Raw genomic sequence first — 22,457 nt, forward strand, 5'->3', positions numbered from 1 at the left:
CTAAATTAGCCAGGAAAGTTCTCTGGGCTCTTGGCTTTGCTGCGTGCTTCGGAGGGGTTGATGACGTTGCGGCGTACCAAGTCGGTCAGGTTCTGATCCAGCGTTTGCATGCCCACGCTGTTGCCGGTTTGGATCGCGGAGTACATCTGGGCCACTTTGGCTTCACGGATCAGGTTGCGAATGGCCGGGGTGCCAAGCATGATTTCGTGCGCCGCCACGCGGCCTTGGCCATCTTTGGTTTTGCACAGCGTTTGCGAGATGACGGCCTGCAGCGATTCGGACAGCATGGCACGCACCATTTCTTTTTCGGCGGCGGGGAACACATCAATGATACGGTCGATGGTTTTGGCCGCGCTGCTGGTGTGCAAGGTACCAAACACCAAGTGCCCAGTTTCGGCGGCGGTCATGGCCAAGCGGATGGTTTCCAGATCCCGCATTTCCCCCACCAAGATCGCATCCGGGTCTTCGCGCAACGCTGATTTGAGCGCCGCCGCAAAGCTCATGGTGTGCGGCCCAACCTCCCGTTGGTTGATCAGGCACTTTTTCGATTCGTGGACGAATTCGATAGGGTCTTCCACCGTCAGGATGTGGCCAAATTCGGTCTCATTGAGGTGGTTGATCATGGCCGCCAAGGTGGTGGATTTACCCGAGCCGGTGGGGCCAGTGACCAGCACCAAGCCGCGTGGTTTGAGGGCAAGGTCACCAAAAATGGAGGGCGCGTTCAGTTGCTCCAGCGTGAGGATTTTGCTCGGAATGGTACGGAACACTGCACCTGCACCACGGTTTTGGTTGAAGGCGTTGACCCGGAAGCGGGCGAGACCGTCGATCTCGAACGAGAAGTCGATTTCCAGCGTGTCTTCGTAGATTTTGCGCTGCGTATCGTTCATGATGTCGTACACCAGCGCATGCACCTGTTTGTGGTCCATGGGGGGGATGTTGATGCGGCGCACATCCCCGTGCACGCGGATCATGGGCGGCAGTCCAGCCGAGAGGTGCAAGTCAGACGCTTTGTTCTTGACGCTGAACGCCAGCAGCTGGGTGATGTCCACGGATCGATACTCCTAGTTCACAATTTGGTACGCTTGACTTGATTATGACCAAGATTGCTGAAAATCTGCGCACAGTCCAGGCCCAACTGCTGCGAGCATGCGAGGAGGCGGGGCGCAATTCCAACACTGTACGGCTGTTGGCGGTGTCCAAGACATTTGGGCCTGATGCCGTGCGCGAGGCATTCGACGCTGGGCAGACGGCGTTTGGAGAGAACTACATCCAAGAAGGGGTGGAGAAGATTCTGCACCTGAGCCACTTGCCCATCGAATGGCATTGCATTGGCCCCATACAGAGCAACAAAACCCGACTGGTGGCAGCCCATTTTGATTGGGTGCACACCGTAGATCGCCTCAAAATTGCCGAACGTTTGAATGAACAGCGCCCGCCTGAATTGCCACCGCTGCAGGTGTGTGTGCAAGTCAATATCGACGGTGGTGTGACCAAGTCAGGAGTCTCCGCCACCGAGGTGGTGGAGCTGATGCGCGCTGTGGTGGCCTTGCCACGGCTGCGCTTGCGCGGCCTCATGTGCATCCCCGAGCCAGCGCCGGATTATGCGGCTGCATGCGCCGTATTCAAGCGGGCGCGGCAGTTGTTTGACCAGTTGTGCGCCCAAGGCTTTGCGCTCGATACTTTGTCCATGGGTATGAGCGCCGACATGCTGGCTGCGGTGCACAGCGGCTCGACCATGGTGCGCGTGGGCAGTGCCATATTTGGCGCTCGCAGCTATGCCGCGCCAGACACGCAAGCGGCCCCGCTTTAGTGCGGCAGCGGCAGTTTGCCGCTGCTTTTTATTTCTTCCATGACTGCGTAGGTTCGTGTTTCACGCACGCCAGGCAGTTGCCACAACACGGTGCCTGCAAAGGCGCGGTAAGCGGCCATATCGCTCATGCGCAGCTTGAGCAGGTAGTCAAACCCGCCCGCCACCATGTGGCATTCGATGATTTCATCGCGCACTTGCACGGCAGCTTTGAATTGGTCGAACACGTTGGGGGTGGTTTTGTCCAATAGCACTTCCACAAACACCATCATGCCCAAGCCCAATTTGAGTGGGTTTAGGCGAGCTTCGTAGCCCACGATGTACCCCTCTTTGGTCAGGCGTTGCACGCGGGCCAATACCGCAGTGGGTGACAGGCCCACCACTTCGGCCAGTTTCAGGTTGGTCAAACGACCATCCAGTTGTAGTTGCTGCAGGATGCGCAGGTCTATGCGGTCAAGGTTGTCCATGGCAGCGTGTGGTGTTGCAGCGAAAAAATCCAACGACGTTTCCCATCGGTTGTTCCGAGTCTTTATGGGTAAAACGACTTTCTATCCAATAAGGTTTTTGTTGGCAAGTACGTGCTTGTAACTTGTTTTTTTAACCGTTTTGCGCAAAGTAAAAATCTAAAAAATCAAAAACAACTGAATTTAATTCAGTGTAAAAAGCATAAATATGGCGGCATTGTTCAATTTGTAGGCCAATCGCTATGACAAACCCTGTTGCAGACCCCGTGGTGCATTCGCTGCCCAGTCCTTTGCCGTCGGTTCTTTTGCCAACTCCGTACGAAGCGGAGTCACAGGCTGTCGCGCAGCGGCTACAACTGCTCGATGGCGCGCTGGCTTGGGATGGTGCCGCCCGCATGGCTTTGCCGTGGGTGCAGGCCGTACGCGACAACCCGCCACCGTTTTGGGCCATGGAGAGTTTGTTGCGGGAGTACCCCATCTCCAGCGTCGAGGGCTTGGCGTTGATGCGCTTGGCCGAAGCCTTGCTGCGCGTGCCCGATGCCGCCACGGCCTTGAGCCTGACAGCCGATCAACTTGGCCGCGCTGACTTTGCGAGCGCCACTGCGGCGCACGACGCGCCCCCCGCACTGGCCCGCTTGAGCAACGTGGCCTTGCAGTGGGCCAAGCACTGCTTACCCGAACCGGGCAATGCAGACCAAGCATCGCTGTGGCGGCGTATGGGCGGGCGCACGGTGGTGGTGGCAGCGCTGCGTGCCGTGCAGTTGCTGGGGCAGCAGTTCGTGCTGGGGCAAACCATGCCACTGGCATGGCAACAAGCCCAGCGCAGCCGCCAGCAGGCGCAGCAGCAGGGCAGTGCCAGCCTGCGTTACAGCTACGACATGCTGGGCGAGGGGGCTCGCACCGAGGCCGATGCGTTGCGCTACCTGCAGCACTATGAAGACGCCATTGGCTTTATCGCGGCGCACACCGATGGCACCGTTGCGCCAACGGATAAAGATGGCATTTCCATCAAGCTCAGTGCGCTCTACCCGCGCTACGAAGCGGCGCAGCACCAGCAGGTCATGCAAGTGCTGGTGCCCCGCGTGTGGGGACTGTGCGGGTTGGCAGCGCGGGCCAACATCAACCTCACCTTGGATGCAGAGGAGGTAGACAGGCTGGAGCTGTCACTGCAGGTGCTTGATGCACTGCTGGCGCGCGTGGCGCAGCAGCACCCGCAGTGGTGCGGTTTGGGGCTGGCGCTGCAGGCTTACCAAACCCGCTCACTGGCGCTGGTGCGCCAAGTCATCACCATGGCGCGGCGTTACCGGGTACGCCTCATGTGCCGCTTGGTCAAAGGGGCGTACTGGGATGCGGAGGTCAAACGCGCCCAAGAGCTGGGCTTGCCGCACTACCCGGTGTTCACGCACAAAAGCCATACCGATGCCTCTTACCTGGCCTGCGCCCGGGTGTTGCTGGCCGCGCCCGATGCGGTCTATCCCCAATTCGCCACACACAACGCGGCCACTATCGCCGCGCTGCTGCAATTGGCCGCGCAGAGCAGCACGGTGGCGCAAGCGGAGCAACTCACCGGCAGCCCAGCCCAGCCGCTGCCCAGCGGCCACAACCCTTGGCCGCGCCGCTTGGAATTGCAGCGCCTGCACGGCATGGGTGAAGGCGTGTACCGCGAAGTGCTGCGCGACCCGCTGTTGGTGTGCCGCGTGTACGCCCCCGTGGGAGCGCACCGCGACTTGCTGGCCTATCTCGTGCGCCGTTTGCTGGAAAACGGGGCCAACTCCAGTTTTGTGCACCAACTGGCCGACACCGCCGTGCCGCCTGAACGGCTGCTGGCCAGTCCGCTGCAACTGCAGCCCGATGCCAAGCTGCCGCTGCCCGATTCGCTGTACGGGCCTGTGCACGAACCTGCCCAGTCCAGCGCGGGTAGCACTCGGGCTCGGCGCAACAGCGCAGGCCTGGACTTGACCCAGCCCGGCGATGTGCAACCCTTGCTCGACGCCTACGCCCAGTGCAGATTGGAAGACTATCCCTTCGATTCAGAAGAATTGGCCGCTAGCGCTTATGCAGCAAGCTGGAAGTGCTATCAAAAGTGGAGCAAAACACCCGTGCATCAGCGCGCTGATGCCTTGCTGTTCGCCGCCGATGCGCTGCAGGCTGAATTGCCGCAGTGGTGCGCCCTGTTGGTGAAGGAGGCCCACAAAACCTGGGGCGATGCGGTGGCCGAGGTGCGAGAGGCCATCGACTTCTTGCGCTACTACGCTGCGCAGGCCGTACCCCTGATGCAAGCGCAAGCGTGCCCAGCGCTGGAGCCTGCATGGCAAACCCAGTACGGCGCGCAGTGGTTTGGCCTGACTGGTGAGCACAACACGCTCACCCTGCGCCCCCGTGGTGTGTGGGTGTGCATCAGCCCGTGGAATTTCCCGCTGGCTATTTTTATGGGGCAGGTGGCTGCGGCCTTGGTCACGGGCAATACGGTGCTGGCCAAACCCGCTGAACAAACCCCGCGCATCGCCCGCAAAGCGGTGCAACTGCTGCATGCCAGTGGCGTGCCTGAGCCCGCAGTGCAACTGCTGCATGGCCCGGGCGAGACGGTGGGCGCAGCATTGGTGGCGCTGCCCGGCGTGGCCGGGGTGGTGTTCACGGGCTCCACGCAGGTGGCCAAAACCATCCAGCGCACGCTGGCGGCCAAAGAGGGCCCCATCGTCCCGCTGATTGCCGAGACCGGGGGGCTCAACGCCATGGTGGTCGATAGCAGCGCCCTGCCCGAGCAGGTGGTCGATGCGGTGGTGCAAAGCGCTTTTCGTTCAGCCGGGCAGCGCTGTTCTGCGCTGCGTGTGCTGTGCGTGCACGAGGCCATTGCCGACGATGTGCTGCCCATGCTGCGCGGTGCCCTGCAAACGCTGGTGCTGGGCGACCCGGCGCACTTGGCCACCGATGTGGGCCCGCTCATCGACGGGCAGGCCTACGCCCGTGCATGCCAGCAGTTGCAAGCCTATGGGGTGCACATTTTGGAAGAAAAAATGGCTACGGAGCTTGATGGTATTGCTATGAAAGCTATCAAAACCATAGCAAACATGCTGCCGCCGCAGTTGATTGAGATCGACTCGCTGCAGCAGGTGCGCGAGGAAATTTTTGCCCCCGTGCTGTTGGTGCTGCGCTGGCGTGGCGATCCCTTGGCCATGATTGAGCAGATCAATGCGCTGGGCTATGGCCTCACGCTGGGCATCCACACCCGCATAGACAGCCGCGCTGCTGCCATGGCGGCGGCAGCGCGCGTGGGCAATGTGTACGTGAACCGCAACATGATTGGTGCCGTCGTGGGTGTGCAGCCCTTTGGTGGCGAGGGCCTGTCTGGCACCGGCCCCAAGGCCGGGGGGCCGCATTACCTGCTGCGCTTTTGCACCGAGCAGACCGTGACCATCAACACCACGGCGGCTGGAGGCAACGCGGCCTTGCTGGCGGGTTAGGCCAGTTTGAAAAAGCCCACCACCTGCATCAGGCGCTGGGCTTGCTCGGCCAAGTTCTTGGCCGCAGCGGATGACTCTTCCACCAGCGATGCATTGTGCTGCGTGGTGTCGTTGAGCTCAGCCAGTGCACCGCCCACTTGCTTGACGCTGTTGGATTGGTCCCGGCTGTCTTCGGTGATGGAGTGCATCATGTCGTGGATGCGCTGGGCGTTGGTCACGATGTCATCTACCGTGGCACCGGCTTTGTCGGCCACCTCGGCACCGCGCTCCACTTGCTCGATGCTGCTGGTGATGAGTTGCTTGATCTCGCGGGCGGCCTCGGCACTGCGCCCGGCCAAGGCGCGTACTTCGCTGGCCACCACGGCAAAGCCACGGCCTTGCTCACCAGCACGGGCAGCTTCTACCGCAGCGTTCAGGGCCAGGATATTGGTCTGGAATGCAATGCTGTCGATCACGCCAATGATGTCGGCAATTTTTTGTGAACTGCCGTGGATGGCGCGCATGGTGCTCACCACCTCGCCAATGGTTTGCCCGCCATCGCGCGCCACGTTGGCGTTGTTTTGCACGATGGTGGCTATCTCGGCCACGGTGCGGTTGCTGTGTTGCACTTTCTCGCCAATGGTGTGCATGGCTGCAGCCGTTTCTTCCAAGCTGCTGGCGGCGCTTTCGGTGCGGCTGGACAGGTCGGCGGCAGTGGAGGCAATTTCGCTGCTGGCATGGTTGAGTGTGCTGGCCTCTTGCAGGGTGCTGACGGCGATGTGCTTGAGTTTGTCCACCATGTGCGTCATGTTGTGCATCAGGTCGGCGGCTTCATCGCGCCCCCACGGGATGGGTGGGGCGAGCAAATTGCCATCGGCAATGGCATCCAGATTGCGCGACACTTCGTCCAAGCCCCCCATCATCACGGTGTAGAAGGCCAGCATCATGTACAGCGCCAGTGCGATGAAGCTGCCGCTGATGGTGAATTTGACGAGCAGCGCCCGACTGGCGCTGTCGCTGCGCTCTTGCAAGCGCTGCTCTAAGCGTTGCAAGATTTGTTGGTTGAGCTTGTGTGAGCTGTTCACACTCGCTTGGGCCACGGCGATGAAGGCCTCCGGTGCCATGCCCAAACTGCCGCTTAGGACTTGTTCGCGCAAGGCTGCGTCGAATTTTTCCCGGTCGCGATCCACGCCGGGCATGTCAAACTGGCTGCTAATGCTTTTGTCGCTCTCGATGGCAATGCCATACGAGTGCTCCACCTTCTCATCCACAAAGTCCAGCAAGGCGTGCTGTTGCCCGATCTCGGCTTGCAGTTCTGCAGGCAAGGCGTGTTCGCGCAGCACCATGGTGCTCAAGGCCTGCAGGCGGCTGAGCATCTCGATTTGCTCAGGCCCCACCAGCACGCTGTAGTTCATGAGGTGGTATGTGTCCAGTTCGGGGTCGAGGGATAGCTGCGAGTTGTCAGCCACGTTTTGCGTCAGGGTGATCAACGCCTGCACAAAAGCGGTGTGGGCGCGGTAGGCATCGAGTGCCGGGGCATTGCTGGGCAGTTGCTGCAGCACGGCAAACGCTTTGTCAGCCGCTTGGAAGGAGGGGGCCGTTTGCAGCACCTCCCCCAGTTGTCGGTTGGTGCTTTGCAAGTCCTGCCATGCTTGGGAGGCTTTGGTTTTGGCGCTGTCTGGGTCGCGTTGCAGGATTGCCGCCATGCGCCAGTTTTGGGCTGCTACCAGCACAGCGTGGGCGCTTTGCACATAGTCCACGCCCAGTTGTTCGCTGTGGGTGAAGTCTTGCTGTTCTTGCGTGCCTTGCCACACTTGCCACAACAACATGACCAAGGGGATGAGAAACAGTCCGGCAATGATGCTGGCTTTGCCCGGAAAACGCAGTTGGCGCAGTAAACGCACGCCGGGGGCCAACCAGCCGTGGTAGCGGAAAAAGTCTGTCATGCGCAGTCCAACGGTTTAAATAAAGACAAAAACATTTTTGGATGAAAAAGTGCGCTTAGGCGCAACGATTTGCAATGTAAATGTCGGTATTTACGGCTATTGACAAATATTGACGCAAGTCAAAAGCGCCACCACGCCATGATGAACAGGGTGCAGCCCGCAGCCACGAAGTCGTCCAGCATGATGCCAATGCCGGTTTGCCACCAAGCCAGCCATGGGCGCTCGCTGCGCTGGTGGAATAAGCGGTCGGCCCAGCCTACTGGGCCGGGTTTGACGGCATCGAAAAAGCGAAACAGCACAAAAGCGGCCAACTGCTGTTGCCACGAGCAAGGGGTGATGAGCCAGAGCACCAGCCAGAACGCCAGTATCTCGTCTACCACCACAGCTGAAGGGTCGGCATGGCCCAGCCATACCGCAGCCACGCTGCTCACCCACACGCCCAAGGGGATGCCCACGGCCATCACCATGGCCCAGTGCCCATCGCCCATGTGCGGGGCGCTGAGTGCGAAAACCACCCATGCCCACAGCGTGCCCACGGTGCCCGGTGCTTTGGGTGACAAGCCGCTGCCAAAACCCGTGGCCACGATGGTGGCCAGCCGCGCTAGCCATGCCGGTACACGGCTGGCAGTGTGGGCAGAGGGGGCGGTGGTATCGGCAGGGGGTGGGGTTTGTTCGGTGGCGCTGTGCATGGCAAAGGTTAGCTGGCAAAGTGGTCAAAACTGCGGGCGCTGTGGGGTTGTACCTGTCCGTTGGCATGGCGCAAGCGCAGGCCGGATTCGGTCTCTATCTGCCCGATGCGGGTGACACGTGTGTGGCTGGCTGCTGCGGCAGCGGCAATGGCTCCGCGTTGCTGTGGGCTGGCGGTAAATACCAGCTCGTAATCATCGCCGCCGTGCAGGATGCAGTCGAGCCATTGGGCTGACCAGTCTTTTTGATCGAATTCGGCCGTGGAGCCCGTGGAATAAGCTGAGGCCGCTATCAATTGCATAGCATCTTGCAGGTGCAAGGTGGCCCCTACGCCGCTGCGCTGCAGGATGTGGCCCAAGTCGCCAGCCAAGCCGTCGCTGATGTCGGCGGCGGCGTGGGCCAGTCCCCGCAGGGCTTGGCCCAGCGCCACGCGCGGCGTGGGCTGTTCCAGTCGGTGGCGGGCGTGGGCCAGCAGATCGTTGGGCAGCGCGGCGGGCAAACGGCCTTGCAGGGCACGCAGGGCCAGCGCTGCATCGCCCACATGGCCGCTGGCGTAGATATCGTCCCCCACTTGGGCCTGGTGGCGCAGCAGGGCTTGGCCCGGTGGCACTTGGCCCATGACGGTGATGCATATATTGAGCGGCCCGCGTGTGGTGTCGCCACCCATGAGCACGCAGCCATGTTCGCGAGCCAAGGCCAGCAAGCCACTGGCAAAAGCGTGCAGCCAGTCAGGGTTGGCCTCGGGCAGGGCCAGTGCCAGCGTGAAGGCGCGCGGTGTGGCACCACAGGCGGCCAGGTCGCTCAGGTTCACAGCCAAGGCTTTGTGGCCCAGCAGGGCGGGATCGACGTCGGCAAAGAAATGGCGACCACTGACCAGCATGTCGGTGCTGATGGCCCATTGCCAACCACTGGTATCGGAATGCAACAAAGCGCAATCGTCTCCCACACCCAAAGCTACGGCGCTGTTGGCCGGAACGGGATGGTCGAAGTAGCGCCGTATGAGGGCGAATTCGCCCAAAGCGTCGGCCTTGCAAGTGGTGCCAGCCATCGTCAGTGCAGGGTACGCGGTGGGGTGCTGCCGCTGCTCAAGGCGTCGAGCACAAACAGTGGAACGTCCACTTCAAAGCGCTCCCCGTCTTCGGCCACAAAGAAGTAGCTGCCGTGCATGGTGCCGGTAGGTGTGCTCAGTGGCACACCGCTGGTGTATTCGAACGATTCGCCCGGTTGCAGCAGCGGTTGCTGCCCAATCACGCCCAAGCCTTTGACGCGTTCGGTCTTGCCTTCGGAGTTGTTCACACTCCAACTGCGCGCGATCAATTGCGCAGCCACTTCGCCGACGTTGGTAATCGTTATCGTGTACGCAAATACATACAAGGATTCATCGGGGTTTGATTGTTCCGGGATATATTGCGGAACCGTCTCGATGTGGAATTGATATTTCGCCATAACGAGAAATGCTAACCGTGAATTTGACCCCATGACATACCGAATCGCCCCATCCATCTTGTCCGCCGATTTTGCCCGTTTGGGTGACGAGGTGACCCAAGTGATTGCGGCCGGCGCAGACTGGATCCATTTTGACGTGATGGACAACCACTACGTGCCCAATCTGACTTTTGGCCCCATGGTGTGCCAGGCCATTAAGCCCTATGCCAAACGTGTCGATGGCAGCCCCATCCCCGTGGATGTCCACCTGATGGTGCAGCCCGTGGATGCTTTGGCAGCCGCTTTTGCACAAGCTGGGGCCGACTACATCAGCTTTCACCCCGAAGCCAGTGACCATGTGCACCGCAGCGTACAGGCCATCAAGGCCCACGGCGTCAAGGCAGGTTTGGTGCTCAATCCCGCCACGCCTTTGAGCATGCTGGACTGGGTGTTGGACGATCTGGATTTGGTGCTGATCATGAGCGTCAACCCCGGCTTTGGTGGGCAGAGTTTCATTGACGCTGCTTTGCGCAAAATTGAGCAAGTGCGCCGCCTCATCGATGCCAGTGGCAAAGACATTCGCTTGGAGGTAGATGGCGGCATCAAGGTGGACAACATCCGCCGCGTGGCCGATGCAGGGGCCGATACCTTTGTGGCTGGTAGCGCTATCTTTGGCAAACCTGATTACCGCGCCGTGGTGCAATCCATGCGCGAAGCATTGGCTACTTAGCTCGCGCCCAGCGGGCCTCACCACGCACTAGCGCATGTCGTCAGAAAGTCAGTCACCATCGTTTTTTGATTCGACTGAGGCATTGCTCGATCCGGCCAACGAGCGAAGGGCCATGCGCCACGGCCCCCATGTCCGGGTGAGGTGGGTCATGGCCATCATGCTCGGTGTGTTGGCTGTGTTGGTGACCATTGGTTTTTTGGTCAATTACGACACCGATGAAGACCTGCACTTGGAAGTCTCACTGATGCAGGTGATCGCTGATCGCATGCAATTGCTGGGTGAGCAAGACAAGCATTTGCAGGCCTATTTGGAAACAGGTGATGCCAGCGACCAGCAGGCCTTGGTGCAAAGCGTACGCCAAGCCACTGTGCTCAACGACAACTTTGCTGGCTTGTACGCCCAGTGGCAGTTGCGCAGCCTGAAAAACCAAGGAACGCCCTTGCAGGATTACTTTGATCAGTGGCGTGCATCCGAGGTGGAAATGGTCAACTTTTTGTTGGACATGCCACCGCCTGTGGCATCGACCACCAAGCCCCCGCGAGTCATGGTGGCCAAGCTCGATTGGCTGCACGAGCAATTGCTGTTGGTCTCCAATACTTTGGGCGATATCCAGCGCCACTTGCTCTCGCGCATGCATACCCTGCGCGAGCGCTCCAAGAACTTTGGCATTCTGTGGTACACGCTGATTGTGGCAGTGCTCATGTTGATGCTGCTGCTGGTGGTGGAGCACACGGTACGGGTAATCAAACGCCAGTACCGCACCGAACGGGCCCAGACCGAGCGTTTGCGCCGCTTTGTGATGGTGGCCGAGATGAGCTCCAGTGCCATGGTGCTCACCGATGCCAATCACCGCGTCATGTGGGCCAACAAAGCCTATGGCCGCATGCTTGATGCCCAAGTGCAGTCCATCATTGGTCGCCGGGCCGAGGCCTTGCTGCGCCGTGCACGGGTCGATGAGCGCGCTCTGCGCCATTTGCGTTTGGCGGTATTGGCGGGTGTTGCCCACAAGCAAGAGTTGTTTTTGCATGGTGCCAATGGCAAGCGGCGCTGGTTTCAAATAGAAACCAAACCTTTGGTCAATGAAGAGCGCACCGTCATTGGGGCGGTGATGGTGGCCCAAGAGATGACCGAGCTGCGCCAACAAGCGCATATGTTGCGGTTGGCCATCGATGGTGCTGGTGTGGGTATTTGGGATTGGGAGATCAACACCGACTGGACGCGTTGCAACGAGCGATTCATGGAATTGATGGGTTTTGGCTCCAATGTGAGCATGATGCGCGGTCGCGAATGGCAGCAGCGTGTGCACCCAGACGATAGACCTATTTGGCGCGAGTTCATCATTGGTTTGTTGCGCGTGACGGGGGGATCTAACCGCACGGTGGTGCGGCTGCAGCAGGTCAATGGCCGTTGGATTTGGCTCTTGATCGCGGGCACGGTGTCAGAACGCGACAGCAAGGGCCATGCACTGCGCATGACAGGTGTGGTGATGGATGTGAACGCGCAAAAAGCCATGGAGTTGCAGCTGCGCAATGCTGCCCGCACCGATGAGCTCACGCAGTTGCCCAACCGTTCGGTGGTGCAAGAAAAAATCGAAACCGCTTTGGCACGCCGCCGCCAGCAGCCGGGCTACAACTTTGCGGTGCTGTTCATGGACTTTGACCGCTTCAAACAGGTCAATGACACCTTGGGTCACGGCGTGGGCGATGAGTTGCTGCGCCAAATTGCCCGCCGCTTGCAAGACACGCTACGCCCCGGCGATACCTTGGTGCACACCAGCGATTTTGATTTGCTGGCCGCCCGCATCGGGGGCGATGAGTTCGTGGTGGTGCTGGACGATATCCGGGGCGATTTGGACGCCGAGATCGTGGCCGGACGCTTGCTCGACGTGCTGGCAGTGCCCTACCAGGTGGGCAACCACCGGGTCGATAGCACGGTGAGCATCGGCATTGTGACCAGCACCTTCGCGGCCGACGATGCCGACAGCGTGTTGCGCGATGCCGACATTGCCATGTACGAAGCCAAGCGCAGTGGCAGGGCGCGCTACGTGATGTTTGAGCCGGCCATGCGCGACCGCGTGAGTGCGGCGGTGGCCTTGGAGAGCGACTTGCGCCAAGCCTTGGCCGCTAAGGGCTTGCATGTGGTGTACCAGCCCATCATCGATTTGCGCACCCAGCGTCTCATGGGGGTGGAGGCCTTGGCACGCTGGCGCCATCCGGTGCGGGGTATGGTGTCGCCAGCGGATTTTGTGCCCATGGCCGAGGCCAGCGGTTTAATCGACACGTTGGGGCAATTTGTGCTGCAGCAATCGTGTACCGATTTCGAGCGTTGGCAGGCGGAGTTGGGGCCTTTGGCTCCGCGTAGCGTATCGGTCAACCTGTCGCGGGCGCAGTTGCGCCACCCGCATTTGGTGGCCATGGTGCACGACACCTTGCGCAACCACAGCATGCGTCCGAGCAACCTTATTTTGGAAGTGACCGAAAGTTTGGCTGCACAAGACGAGCAAGTGCAAGGCACCCTGCATGCCATTCGCGAGCTGGGGGTGGAGTTGTCCTTGGATGACTTTGGTACGGGCTACTCTTCGTTGGCGTGCCTGCACGAATTGCCCATACAGCACCTGAAAATCGATCGCAGCTTTGTCGCCTTGTCCAACCCCAGTCGCTACCACCGTGTGCTGGTGGAGTCCACTGTGGAGGTGGGGCATGCATTGGGACTGCAAGTGGTGGCCGAAGGGATTGAAACCGAAGAGCAAATGCAGCACATGCAGCGCATTGGTTGTGACAAGGGGCAGGGGTACTGGTTTGCCAAACCCATGGAGACGACCCATTTGCTCAGTTGGATACGCGAGCGCGAAGTGCCGCTGGAAGTGGAGTGATTTCTGTGAATACTGTGTTGCATGCAGCGCCCCCGCAGGGTTTGCTGCTGGATTTGGATGGAACCTTGGTCGATACGCGTGGGGACTTTCAACAGGCCTTGCAGCGCATGCTGGCACAACTGCCAGCGCCGTATGCCTCGTTTGTTGTGGAGTTGGAGCAGGTGGAGCATTTGGTGGGCAAGGGCACCGAGCACTTGGTGCGCAGCTTGCTCGCCCAAGTGCAGCGCAGCCACGGCCTGCACACGTTGGAGGAATCCATGGTGCAGCAGGCTTTGCAGGCCTATATGGCGCATTACCCCCACATCAATGGCCACTACTCCACCGTGTATGCGGGTGTGCAGGCCGGGCTGCAGCGTTGCCAACAGCAGGGCTTGCCCATGGCGTGTGTGACCAATAAGCCGGAGCGTTTTGCCCGTGATTTGCTGCAAGCCAAAGGTCTGCTGGGCTATTTCCAGTTGGTGGTCGGTGGTGATACGGTGGCACGCAAAAAACCCGATCCTATGCCGTTGCTGCATGCGTGCAGCACCTTGGGCTGGGCCCCTGCACGCACGTGGATGGTGGGCGATAGCAGCAACGATGTGGTGGCCGCACGCGCTGCAGGTTGCCCGGTGTTGTTGGTGCCTTATGGCTACAACCACGGTGAGTCAGTGCAATCGGCGGGAGCGGATGCCTATATCGACACGCTTGAGCAACTGCCGCTTGCAGCGCCGTAATAGCTACCTGTGCATGGGCTAAGAGGCCCCCAGCAACGCGTCTTTGAGTTTGTGATCGGCGGGGACAGGGCCCAGCCATATGCCCATGATGGCGCGGTAGAAGTCGGCATCTTTGAAGGGCTCCCCTTGTGGTTTGCCTTTGACGCTAATCACCATGCCGGTACCGGGTATCCAATCGACCGTGACCACATCACCGGGACTCAGGGATTTGTTGGCACTGAACATCTCGCTCATGCGCAGCAGGCCAGGAACGAGTTTGCTCAGTTCGGATTTGGGGGTGTTGTCCTCCACCCCCCGCGTGAGCAGCTTGCCAAAGGAGTTGGCATCGATGTCACGCACAAAAGTCATGGACAGTCGTTTGGGGCCTGGGTTGCGCAAAAGGGCGTCGAGCGAGCGGATTTTTTCATTGGCATACAGCGCACCTGCGTACACCTTGAACACGGCCTTGTAGCGCATGCCCGCGCCTTGTAGGGGCAGGGTAGTGCCGGCCACAGTGGCACTGTCGTCCACTTTGGTGCCTTGCACATCCAGTGCCCAAGTCCAAACGGGGATCATGGCCAAGCATGTGACCAGCAGGCAGTGCAGTGCTCCGTGCAGCCAAGGCATGCGGCGGTCTTGATGGATGGATTCAGTGTGCATAGTGCGCCTCCATGGGTGGCAAAAGCAGGGACAGGCATTGTCAAAGGCGCTTGTGGCATGCCAATTTGGTGTTTCACCTTAGCCCTCAGTCTTTAGGTGCGGCTCTCTAGCGCAGGAGTAGGTGCCGGGTTTGCTACACTGCGCCGCATGTTCATACACCGCATTCGCACGACAGGTTGTAGTGACCGGGGAGCCTGGCCCTGGCGTCGCTGCGTTGTTGTGCCCGCTCACTAAGGGCGCGGCGGCTGCCTAGGCGCAGCCCTCGCGTTCTGGCGAGCACTGTGCACTGTCTTGCTGGGCGTCTAGCCCATCCCCTATCCGAGCAGTGAAGCCCACTGCTTGCGCAGCGAATGAACCCAAAGGCATTGCCATGACAGAAGCCCAATTCAATGCCCTGCACGCGCAGGGTTACAACCGTATTCCATTGACTCTGCAAGCGTTTGCAGACTTGGAAACCCCACTTTCGCTCTACCTCAAGTTGGCGTGTGAATCCGGCAGTACCGAGCCTGCGGCCAATAGTTTTTTGCTCGAGTCCGTGGTCGGTGGCGAGCGTTTTGGGCGTTACAGCTTTATTGGCTTGCCAGCCAGTACGTGGTTGCGTGCCAGTGGTTTTGGTGCACAAGCTGTGACCGAGGTGGTGTACCAAGGTACCGTGGTGGAGCGCGCCAGTGGCAATCCGCTGGACTTTATAGCGGCCTACCAGCAGCGTTTCAAGGTGGCCATACAGCCCGGCATGCCGCGCTTTTGTGGTGGCTTGGCGGGCTATTTCGGCTACGACGCAGTGCGTTATTTTGAAAAAAAACTGGAAAGAACCTGCCCGCCCGACGAGTTGGGAACGCCCGACATCCTGCTGTTGCAGTGCGAAGAGCTGGCGGTGATCGACAACCTGAGTGGCAAGCTGCACCTCATGGTCTATGTGGACCCTGCACAGCCGCAGGCCTATGCCCAGGGGCAGGCCCGCCTGCAAGCGCTCAAGGCGCGTTTGCACCAAGCGGTGGCGCTGCCAGTGCAGCAACCCGTGGAGAAGCAGCCGCTGGTGCGCGACTTCGCCAAAGAGGACTATCTGGCCGCCGTAGAGCGTGCCAAAGAGCTGATCGCCGGGGGCGACTTCATGCAAGTGCAGGTCGGTCAGCGCATCAAAAAACGCTACGAAGCGTCACCTTTGTCGCTGTACCGCGCGCTGCGTTCACTCAACCCCAGCCCTTACATGTATTACTACAACTTCAGTGGCACTGATGGGCAAGGCAGCGACTTCCATGTAGTGGGGGCATCGCCAGAAATTTTGGTGCGCCAAGAAAGTGTGTTGGCGGCTGACAGTGGGACTGTGCAGCAGAAAGTCACCATTCGCCCGCTGGCGGGAACCCGCCCCCGTGGTGCCACGCCCGAGGCCGACAAGGCAGCAGAGCAGGAGCTCATCAACGACCCCAAAGAGCGGGCTGAGCACGTCATGCTGATTGACTTGGCCCGCAATGACATTGGCCGCATTGCCGAAATCGGCTCGGTCAAGGTGACCGATGCCTTTGTGATCGAGCGCTACAGCCACGTCATGCACATCGTCAGCAACGTGGAGGGTACGCTGCTGCCGGGCATGACCAATATGGATGTGCTCAAAGCCACTTTCCCAGCCGGTACGCTCACCGGCGCGCCCAAGGTGCATGCCATGGAACTGATCGACCAACTCGAACCCGTCAAGCGCGGCATTTATGGCGGTGCTTGCGGTTACCTGAGTTATGCGGGGGATATGGACGTAGCCATTGCCATTCGTACTGGTGTCATCAAGAACGGCACGCTGCACGTGCAAGCTGCTGCTGGGGTCGTGGCCGATTCAGTGCCTGAGATGGAATGGCGTGAAACAGAACACAAAGCCCGCGCTCTGTTGCGCGCTGCTGAGTTGGTAGAGGAAGGATTGCAATGAGCAAGGTACAACACCAATATGACGCTGCCCGCAAAGCCAAGCATTGCGACAACATGCAGCAAGTGCGCGAACACATCGATGCCTTGGATACGCAAATCACTGCCCTGCTGGTGGAGCGCACTGGCTACATGACCGAGGCCGCCCGTATCAAGCAAGACCCAAGCAAGGTGTACGACCAAGCGCGTATCGATTTCATCTTGGCCCGCGTGCGGGCCATGGCCCAAGCTCAGGGCGGCCAACCCGATGTGGTGGAGGCGGCGTACAAGGCGCTGATCCATGCGTCTATTGAATTTGAGCACCGTGAGTTTGCGCGTCTGCGCCAAGGAGCCCAGCAATGAAAGTTTTGATGGTCGATAACTACGATAGCTTCACCTACAACATCGTCCAGTACTTTGGCGAGTTGGGTGCGCAGGTGGAGGTGTTTCGTAACGACGAAATCACGCTCGAAGGCATTGCTGAGCGCCAGCCGGATCGTTTGGTGATTTCTCCCGGCCCGTGCTCTCCAGCCGAGGCTGGTATTTCCGTATCGGCTATCCAGCACTTCATGGGCAAGTTGCCTATTTTGGGCGTGTGTTTGGGGCACCAAAGCATTGGCGCGGCGCTGGGTGGTCGCATCATCCGCGCCCAAGCGCTGATGCATGGCAAAACCAGTGACATCACCACCACCCAGAAAGGGGTGTTTGCCAACCTGCCCCAGCGCTTCACGGTCAACCGCTACCACTCGCTGGCGATTGAGCGCGCCTCGTGTCCGGCTGAGTTGGAAATCACCGCGTGGACGGACGATGGCGAGATCATGGGCGTGCGCCACCGCAGCCTGCCGCTCGAAGGCGTGCAGTTTCACCCAGAGAGCATCCTCACCGAGCATGGCCACGCCATGCTGCGCAACTTCTTGGAGCAAGCGGCATGAGCGCCCAGCCGAAGGTGGTGGATTTGCGCAGTGACACCGTCACGCAGCCCACGGCCGCCATGCGCGCTGCCATGGCAGCGGCCCCCGTGGGCGACGATGTGTTTGGCGATGACCCCACGGTCAACGCCCTGCAAGAGCGGCTGGCGCAGGCGCTGGGTTTTGAGTCGGCGCTGTTCATGCCCACAGGCACGCAGAGCAACCTGTGCGGCATCTTGGCCCATTGTGGTCGGGGTGATGAATACATCGTCGGTCAGTTGGCGCACACCTACCGCTTTGAGGGCGGTGGTGCCGCCGTGTTGGGCAGCGTGCAGCCCCAGCCACTCACGCAAGATGCCGGCGGCCAAATGGCGTTGGCCGATATCGCTGCGGCAGTGAAGCCCGATGACTGCCATTTCGCCCGCACCCGTCTGCTGTGTTTAGAGAACACGTGGAACGGGCATCCCATGCCCGAGGAGTATTTGCAGCAAGCGTCCAGCTTGGCGCGCAGCAAAGGCTTGGCGGTGCATTTGGATGGCGCCCGTTTGTTCAATGCTGCAGTGGCCTCGCGCCAAGCGGGTGAGACAGCGACGGCTTCTGCCAAGCGCATTTGCAGCTACTTTGACAGTGTGTCCGTGTGCTTTAGCAAGGGGCTGGGCGCGCCCATCGGCTCCATGCTGTGCGGTAGCCGCGAACTGATTGCCCGCGCCCACCGCATCCGCAAGATGGTGGGGGGAGGTATGCGCCAAGTGGGCGTGTTGGCGGCCGCTGTGGACTACGCGCTGGACCACCATGTGGAGCGGTTGGCCGATGACCATGCGCTGGCGCAGCGCTTGGCGCAAGGCCTGCAAGGCATAGACGGGCTGACCGTGCGCTCAGCCCAGACCAACATCGTGTTTGTCGATGTCGCCGATGGACGTGGCGCGGACTTGCTGGCGCATCTCAAAGCCCATGGCGTATGGGCCACAGGCTTGATCGGTCTGCGCTTTGTGACGCATCTGGATGTCGATGCTGCCGATATCGACCACACACTGGCCTGTATTCGGGCGTTCTTTACCCAAGCAGGTGCCAGCGCCGATGGTGCTGTGGCGCACAGGGCATCGCACGGCGCGGCTGTGTATTGAGACCCCAACGGAGAAGCACGCATGCCTGATATGTCACACCTATTGGCTTTTATAGCCGCAGGTTGGTTGCTGAATTTGACGCCTGGTCCGGATGTGTTTTACGTCGTCTCGCATACGCTGCGCGGTGGTGTGCGGGCCGGCTTGGTGGCTGGGTTCGGTATCACGGCAGGCTGCTTTGTCCATGTGGCAGCTGCAGCTGTGGGATTGAGTGCTTTGCTGGCGGCCTCAGCCACGGCATTCAACGTACTCAAATGGCTGGGTGCCGCCTATCTGCTGTGGATGGGGTGGCGCATGCTGCGCGCCCGTCCCGGTACCGGGCTTGCCCGGGCGGCTGTCCAGGCCCAGCAAGCGCCCTATGCGCCTGACAAGCTACGCCAAGTGTTTGCCGGCGGATTTGTGACCAATGTGCTCAACCCCAAAGTGGCCTTGTTTTTCTTGGCTTTTATCCCGCAATTCATAGCGCCGGACTATGCCCACAAGGATTGGGCTTTCATGCTCTTGGGTACTTTGTTCAATATCAATGCCATCCCTGTCAATGTGCTGTGGGCGCTGGCTGCGGCGTCTTTGACGCAGCGTGCGGCGTGGGTGCTGCGCCATATGCACTGGCTCGATCGGGTGGCCGGTGCGATGTTTGTTGGTTTTGGTGTCAAACTGGCTTTGACAAAAGCGCCTTCGGCCGTGGCTTGAGGCAAAGTAAAGCGATTGATTTTTGGAGAAACCCATGTCCATCACCCCCCAAGACGCCTTGCAGCGCGTGATCGAGCACCGTGAAATTTTTCACGATGAGATGCTTGATCTGATGCGCCAGATCATGGCCGGAGAGGTGTCCCCCGTGCTGACCGCTGCCATCATGGTGGGCTTGCGGGTCAAGAAGGAAACCATTGGCGAGATCACCGCCGCAGCGCAAGTGATGCGCGATTTCTCCACCAAAGTCGAGGTCGCCAATCGCCAGCATTTGGTGGACATCGTCGGCACAGGCGGCGATGGCGCGCACACCTTCAATATCTCGACTTGTTCTATGTTTGTGGCCGCCGCCGCTGGTGCGAAGGTGAGCAAGCACGGAGGCCGCAGTGTCAGCAGCAAAAGCGGCAGCGCCGATGTGCTGGAATCCTTGGGTGTGAACATCATGCTCACACCAACGCAGATTGCGCAGAGCTTGGAGCGCCATGGCATTGGCTTTATGTTTGCGCCCAATCACCACCCGGCCATGAAAAACGTAGCGCCTGTGCGCCGCGAGTTGGGGGTGCGCACCATTTTCAATATCTTGGGGCCGCTGACCAATCCTGCTGGAGCGCCCAATATTTTGATGGGGGTGTTCCACCCTGATTTGGTGGGCATTCAGGTGCGCGCGTTGCAGCGTTTGGGTGCTGAGCATGCTCTGGTGGTCTATGGCCGTGATGGCATGGACGAGATCAGTCTGGGAGCCTCCACCATGGTGGGGGAGCTGCGTGATGGCGTGGTGCGCGAGTACGAAATTCACCCGGAAGACTTTGGTTTGTCCATGGCCAGCAACCGCTCTTTGCGGGTGGAAACGGCGGCCGACTCCAAAGCCATGCTGTTGGGTGTGTTGGACAACCAATCTGGTGCAGCGCGTGACATCGTGCTCCTCAATGCCGGTGCCGCCTTGTATGCGGCTAATGTGGCCAATTCGATTGCAGAGGGCATCCAGCAAGCTCGCGGTGCTATAGAAACAGGAGCGGCGAAGGCCAAGCTCGCGGCCTTGCTGGCCGACCAACCCCAAGGAAGCGTATGAGCGACATCTTGCAAAAAATCGTTGAAGTCAAGCACCAAGAGGTGGCTGCTGCACGCAAGCGCCAATCCTTGGAGTCGATGCGTTCGGATGCCTACTCGCGTGTCATGACGCGGGACTTCGTGGGGGCCTTGCGCCAGCCAGTAGCGGCAGGGCAACCTGCTGTCATTGCCGAAGTGAAAAAGGCCAGTCCCTCCAAAGGGGTCATCCGCGAAGACTTTATTCCGGCCGATATCGCGCAAAGCTATGCCGAGTTTGGCGCAGCCTGTTTGTCGGTGCTGACCGATAGGCAGTTCTTCCAAGGCCAGCCAGACTATTTGAAGCAAGCGCGTGCATCGTGCCACTTGCCTGTATTGCGCAAGGACTTCATGGTCGATGCCTACCAAATTTTTGAGTCCCGGGCCATGGGGGCCGACTGCATCCTGCTCATCGCAGCGTGCTTGAGTGATGCGCAAATGCAGGAGTTTGAGGCCATCGCCAAGGACTTGAACATGGCTGTATTGGTTGAGGTGCATGATCGGGCTGAGTTGGAGCGTGCCTTGCGCCTCCAAACACCGTTGCTCGGTATCAATAACCGCAATCTCAAGACATTCGAAGTGAGCTTGCAGACCACGCTGGATTTGCTGCCCCTTGTGCCAGAGGGAAAATTGTTGGTCACCGAAAGTGGCATCCATACCACCGAGGATGTGCAGCGTATGCGCGCAGCCGGAGTGCACACTTTCTTGGTTGGCGAGGCTTTTATGCGTGCCAGCGACCCGGGTGAAGCACTGCACAAGCTGTTCTTCTGAGGCGAAGGGAGCTGTATGGCGGATCAGTTGCAAAGCCCATCCCCAGCAGACTGGCCGGTAGCGCCTGGTTGGCAGGCTTTGGTGGATAGTTTCTTTGCTGGCTCCAAGGGGCAAGCGCTATTGGCTTTTTTACAGCAGCGCTTGGATGCTGGCGCGACGGTTTTTCCGCCGCAGCCCTTGCGGGCTTTGGAGTTGACGCCGCCCGATGCAGTGCGGGTCGTGATCTTGGGGCAAGATCCTTACCATGGCCGTGGGCAAGCAGAGGGGCTGGCTTTTTCGGTGCAGCCAGGAGTGGCGCTGCCGCCGTCCTTGCGCAATATATTCAAAGAGCTGCAGCGCGATTTGGGGACGCCACCGCCCGATTTTCCACTGCCAGGTGGCAGTTTGGTCAAGTGGGCGCGCAATGGCGTGCTCCTGCTCAATACCTGTTTGACGGTGGAGGAGGCGCAGCCCGCAAGTCACAGCGGCAAAGGTTGGGAGGTGTTGACCGATGCCATCATTGCCCATGTGTCGGCACACCAAGACAAGGTGGTATTCATGTTGTGGGGCAGTCACGCACAGAGCAAGCGTGTGCTCATCAATGCCCATAAGCATTTGGTCTTGACGGCCAATCATCCCTCTCCCCTCTCAGCGCTACGCCCCCCGCAGCCCTTCATTGGATGTGGTCATTTTTCCCGTGCGCGGGAATGGAAAATCCAGCACCACGGCACCGACAACTGAGTGCTTAGAAATAAAAAGCGGTGATTTTGATGACACGTCCGAAAATCGATGGCATAATTTGAGGCTCACCGAGGAGAGGTGGCCGAGTGGTTAATGGCAGCAGACTGTAAATCTGCCCTCTTACGAGTACGCTGGTTCGAATCCAGCCCTCTCCACCAGTGATCGCATGGCGATTGCGGGGTTCGTATAGTGGTAATACCTTAGCCTTCCAAGCTAATGCGAGGAGTTCGATTCTCCTACCCCGCTCCAGTCGGTTGCTTGTGTACGGTTTGAGCGGATTAATTTGCCCATGTGGCTCAGTGGTAGAGCACTCCCTTGGTAAGGGAGAGGTCGCGGGTCCGATTCCCGCCATGGGCACCATTTACTTGTCGCGTTGGCGGCAGTTTTGTAGTTTTTCATCTAGCGCATTACTTTTCGGAGCGTAGCGAAATGGCAAAAGAGAAATTCACGCGTACCAAGCCCCACGTCAACGTTGGTACGATCGGTCACGTTGACCACGGCAAGACAACCCTGACAGCTGCTATCACTACCGTGCTGGCAACCAAGTTCGGCGG

At 59.7% G+C, this 22,457-nt stretch carries 21 protein-coding genes and 3 tRNA genes; 17 read left to right on the top strand and 7 right to left on the bottom strand.

The genetic code is table 11. The annotated features are described in order from the left end of the window. Positions 1-5 precede the first annotated feature (5 nt). Complete coding sequence (locus KIK84_RS09595) at positions 6-1,049, bottom strand: type IV pilus twitching motility protein PilT (RefSeq protein ID WP_214122840.1); 1,044 nt, start codon at positions 1,047-1,049, stop codon at positions 6-8. Positions 1,050-1,093: 44 nt separating this feature from the next. On the opposite strand from KIK84_RS09595, the gene KIK84_RS09600 reads away from it, so the two are divergent. Next, positions 1,094-1,810, top strand: coding sequence for a YggS family pyridoxal phosphate-dependent enzyme (locus KIK84_RS09600; protein WP_214122841.1), 717 nt, complete (start codon positions 1,094-1,096; stop codon positions 1,808-1,810). On the opposite strand, the gene KIK84_RS09605 is transcribed toward KIK84_RS09600, so the two are convergent. Beyond that, positions 1,807-2,274, bottom strand: coding sequence for an Lrp/AsnC ligand binding domain-containing protein (locus tag KIK84_RS09605; protein WP_214122842.1), 468 nt, complete (start codon positions 2,272-2,274; stop codon positions 1,807-1,809). The genes KIK84_RS09600 and KIK84_RS09605 overlap by 4 nt on opposite strands. Positions 2,275-2,513: 239 nt before the next feature. Here KIK84_RS09605 and putA point away from each other — a divergent pair, with 239 nt between their 5' ends. Further along, positions 2,514-5,732, top strand: coding sequence for a bifunctional proline dehydrogenase/L-glutamate gamma-semialdehyde dehydrogenase PutA (putA, locus tag KIK84_RS09610; protein WP_214122843.1), 3,219 nt, complete (start codon positions 2,514-2,516; stop codon positions 5,730-5,732). Here the strand turns inward: putA and KIK84_RS09615 are convergent. The 4 genes from KIK84_RS09615 to apaG all read right to left on the bottom strand — a co-directional run bounded on the left by KIK84_RS09615 (position 5,729) and on the right by apaG (position 9,790). Further along, on the bottom strand, positions 5,729-7,657 hold the full coding sequence (locus KIK84_RS09615) for a methyl-accepting chemotaxis protein (RefSeq protein WP_214122844.1): 1,929 nt from the start codon (positions 7,655-7,657) through the stop codon (positions 5,729-5,731). The genes putA and KIK84_RS09615 overlap by 4 nt on opposite strands. 119 nt (positions 7,658-7,776) lie before the next feature. Next, positions 7,777-8,346 carry a phosphatidylglycerophosphatase A family protein gene (locus KIK84_RS09620; RefSeq protein ID WP_214122845.1) on the bottom strand — a complete coding sequence of 190 codons (570 nt, stop codon included), beginning with the start codon at positions 8,344-8,346 and terminating at the stop codon, positions 7,777-7,779. Positions 8,347-8,354: 8 nt separating this feature from the next. Further along, positions 8,355-9,362, bottom strand: a complete 1,008-nt coding sequence (thiL, locus tag KIK84_RS09625; protein ID WP_214122898.1) for a thiamine-phosphate kinase — start codon at positions 9,360-9,362, stop codon at positions 8,355-8,357. 32 nt (positions 9,363-9,394) lie between these two features. After that, positions 9,395-9,790: a Co2+/Mg2+ efflux facilitator ApaG/CorD gene (gene apaG / locus KIK84_RS09630; RefSeq protein WP_214122846.1), complete on the bottom strand. Its 396-nt coding sequence runs from the start codon at positions 9,788-9,790 to the stop codon at positions 9,395-9,397. A gap of 31 nt (positions 9,791-9,821) precedes the next feature. Here apaG and rpe point away from each other — a divergent pair, with 31 nt between their 5' ends. Genes rpe through gph form a run of 3 tightly spaced genes read left to right on the top strand, consistent with a single transcriptional unit; the run spans position 9,822 to position 14,084 of the window. Next, complete coding sequence (rpe, locus tag KIK84_RS09635) at positions 9,822-10,499, top strand: ribulose-phosphate 3-epimerase (RefSeq protein WP_214122847.1); 678 nt, start codon at positions 9,822-9,824, stop codon at positions 10,497-10,499. Between the two features lie 34 nt (positions 10,500-10,533). Next, entirely contained in the window at positions 10,534-13,371 is a 2,838-nt protein-coding gene (locus KIK84_RS09640; protein WP_214122848.1) for a putative bifunctional diguanylate cyclase/phosphodiesterase, read from the top strand. A 5-nt stretch (positions 13,372-13,376) separates the two neighbouring features. Next, on the top strand, positions 13,377-14,084 hold the full coding sequence (gene gph, locus KIK84_RS09645; protein ID WP_349815922.1) for a phosphoglycolate phosphatase: 708 nt from the start codon (positions 13,377-13,379) through the stop codon (positions 14,082-14,084). Between the two features lie 18 nt (positions 14,085-14,102). Here gph and KIK84_RS09650 read toward each other — a convergent pair whose 3' ends face one another. Next, a complete protein-coding gene (locus KIK84_RS09650; RefSeq protein ID WP_214122850.1) occupies positions 14,103-14,723 on the bottom strand; it encodes a chalcone isomerase family protein in 621 nt (206 codons plus the stop codon). 370 nt (positions 14,724-15,093) lie between these two features. Between KIK84_RS09650 and trpE the strand changes: the two genes are divergently transcribed. The 12 genes from trpE to KIK84_RS09710 all read left to right on the top strand — a co-directional run. Then, positions 15,094-16,638 (top strand): anthranilate synthase component I, encoded by a 1,545-nt coding sequence (gene trpE / locus KIK84_RS09655; protein ID WP_214122851.1) that lies wholly within the window; start codon positions 15,094-15,096, stop codon positions 16,636-16,638. Then, positions 16,635-16,976, top strand: a complete 342-nt coding sequence (locus tag KIK84_RS09660; RefSeq protein ID WP_214122852.1) for a chorismate mutase — start codon at positions 16,635-16,637, stop codon at positions 16,974-16,976. The genes trpE and KIK84_RS09660 overlap by 4 nt, the downstream gene beginning before the upstream one ends. Continuing rightward, a complete protein-coding gene (locus tag KIK84_RS09665; protein WP_214122853.1) occupies positions 16,973-17,545 on the top strand; it encodes an anthranilate synthase component II in 573 nt (190 codons plus the stop codon). The genes KIK84_RS09660 and KIK84_RS09665 overlap by 4 nt, the downstream gene beginning before the upstream one ends. Next, positions 17,542-18,645: a low-specificity L-threonine aldolase gene (ltaE, locus tag KIK84_RS09670; RefSeq protein WP_214122854.1), complete on the top strand. Its 1,104-nt coding sequence runs from the start codon at positions 17,542-17,544 to the stop codon at positions 18,643-18,645. Before KIK84_RS09665 ends, ltaE begins: the two co-directional genes overlap by 4 nt. Before the next feature lie 21 nt (positions 18,646-18,666). Continuing rightward, complete coding sequence (locus KIK84_RS09675; protein WP_214122855.1) at positions 18,667-19,332, top strand: LysE family translocator; 666 nt, start codon at positions 18,667-18,669, stop codon at positions 19,330-19,332. 34 nt (positions 19,333-19,366) lie between these two features. After that, positions 19,367-20,398 (top strand): anthranilate phosphoribosyltransferase, encoded by a 1,032-nt coding sequence (gene trpD, locus KIK84_RS09680; protein WP_214122856.1) that lies wholly within the window; start codon positions 19,367-19,369, stop codon positions 20,396-20,398. Then, positions 20,395-21,183 (top strand): indole-3-glycerol phosphate synthase TrpC, encoded by a 789-nt coding sequence (gene trpC, locus KIK84_RS09685; RefSeq protein WP_214122857.1) that lies wholly within the window; start codon positions 20,395-20,397, stop codon positions 21,181-21,183. Before trpD ends, trpC begins: the two co-directional genes overlap by 4 nt. Positions 21,184-21,198: 15 nt before the next feature. Next, positions 21,199-21,903: a uracil-DNA glycosylase gene (locus KIK84_RS09690; RefSeq protein ID WP_214122858.1), complete on the top strand. Its 705-nt coding sequence runs from the start codon at positions 21,199-21,201 to the stop codon at positions 21,901-21,903. A gap of 72 nt (positions 21,904-21,975) precedes the next feature. Further along, positions 21,976-22,061, top strand: a tRNA-Tyr gene (locus tag KIK84_RS09695). Between the two features lie 17 nt (positions 22,062-22,078). Next, positions 22,079-22,152 (top strand) — tRNA-Gly (locus KIK84_RS09700). Positions 22,153-22,188: 36 nt separating this feature from the next. Next, a tRNA-Thr gene (locus tag KIK84_RS09705) sits at positions 22,189-22,263 on the top strand. Between the two features lie 69 nt (positions 22,264-22,332). Beyond that, a partial coding sequence (locus KIK84_RS09710) for a GTP-binding protein (protein WP_250207903.1) occupies positions 22,333-22,457 on the top strand: 125 nt, incomplete at its 3' end.

It is taken from the genome of Curvibacter sp. CHRR-16, from assembly GCF_018474005.1.
Lineage (GTDB): Bacteria > Pseudomonadota > Gammaproteobacteria > Burkholderiales > Burkholderiaceae_C > Allorhodoferax.

Bases quoted from the DNA above. Each gene is read 5' to 3' on its own strand.
- trpD (WP_214122856.1), top strand. From the start codon at position 19,367: ATGTCCATCACCCCCCAAGACGCCTTGCAGCGCGTGATCGAGCACCGT.
- KIK84_RS09620 (WP_214122845.1), bottom strand. From the start codon at position 8,346: ATGCACAGCGCCACCGAACAAACCCCACCCCCTGCCGATACCACCGCC.
- trpC (WP_214122857.1), top strand. From the start codon at position 20,395: ATGAGCGACATCTTGCAAAAAATCGTTGAAGTCAAGCACCAAGAGGTG.
- apaG (WP_214122846.1), bottom strand. From the start codon at position 9,790: ATGGCGAAATATCAATTCCACATCGAGACGGTTCCGCAATATATCCCG.
- rpe (WP_214122847.1), top strand. From the start codon at position 9,822: ATGACATACCGAATCGCCCCATCCATCTTGTCCGCCGATTTTGCCCGT.
- KIK84_RS09600 (WP_214122841.1), top strand. From the start codon at position 1,094: ATGACCAAGATTGCTGAAAATCTGCGCACAGTCCAGGCCCAACTGCTG.
- KIK84_RS09665 (WP_214122853.1), top strand. From the start codon at position 16,973: ATGAAAGTTTTGATGGTCGATAACTACGATAGCTTCACCTACAACATC.
- KIK84_RS09660 (WP_214122852.1), top strand. From the start codon at position 16,635: ATGAGCAAGGTACAACACCAATATGACGCTGCCCGCAAAGCCAAGCAT.
- putA (WP_214122843.1), top strand. From the start codon at position 2,514: ATGACAAACCCTGTTGCAGACCCCGTGGTGCATTCGCTGCCCAGTCCT.
- ltaE (WP_214122854.1), top strand. From the start codon at position 17,542: ATGAGCGCCCAGCCGAAGGTGGTGGATTTGCGCAGTGACACCGTCACG.
- KIK84_RS09675 (WP_214122855.1), top strand. From the start codon at position 18,667: ATGCCTGATATGTCACACCTATTGGCTTTTATAGCCGCAGGTTGGTTG.
- trpE (WP_214122851.1), top strand. From the start codon at position 15,094: ATGACAGAAGCCCAATTCAATGCCCTGCACGCGCAGGGTTACAACCGT.
- KIK84_RS09615 (WP_214122844.1), bottom strand. From the start codon at position 7,657: ATGACAGACTTTTTCCGCTACCACGGCTGGTTGGCCCCCGGCGTGCGT.
- KIK84_RS09650 (WP_214122850.1), bottom strand. From the start codon at position 14,723: ATGCACACTGAATCCATCCATCAAGACCGCCGCATGCCTTGGCTGCAC.
- KIK84_RS09640 (WP_214122848.1), top strand. From the start codon at position 10,534: ATGTCGTCAGAAAGTCAGTCACCATCGTTTTTTGATTCGACTGAGGCA.
- KIK84_RS09690 (WP_214122858.1), top strand. From the start codon at position 21,199: ATGGCGGATCAGTTGCAAAGCCCATCCCCAGCAGACTGGCCGGTAGCG.
- KIK84_RS09605 (WP_214122842.1), bottom strand. From the start codon at position 2,274: ATGGACAACCTTGACCGCATAGACCTGCGCATCCTGCAGCAACTACAA.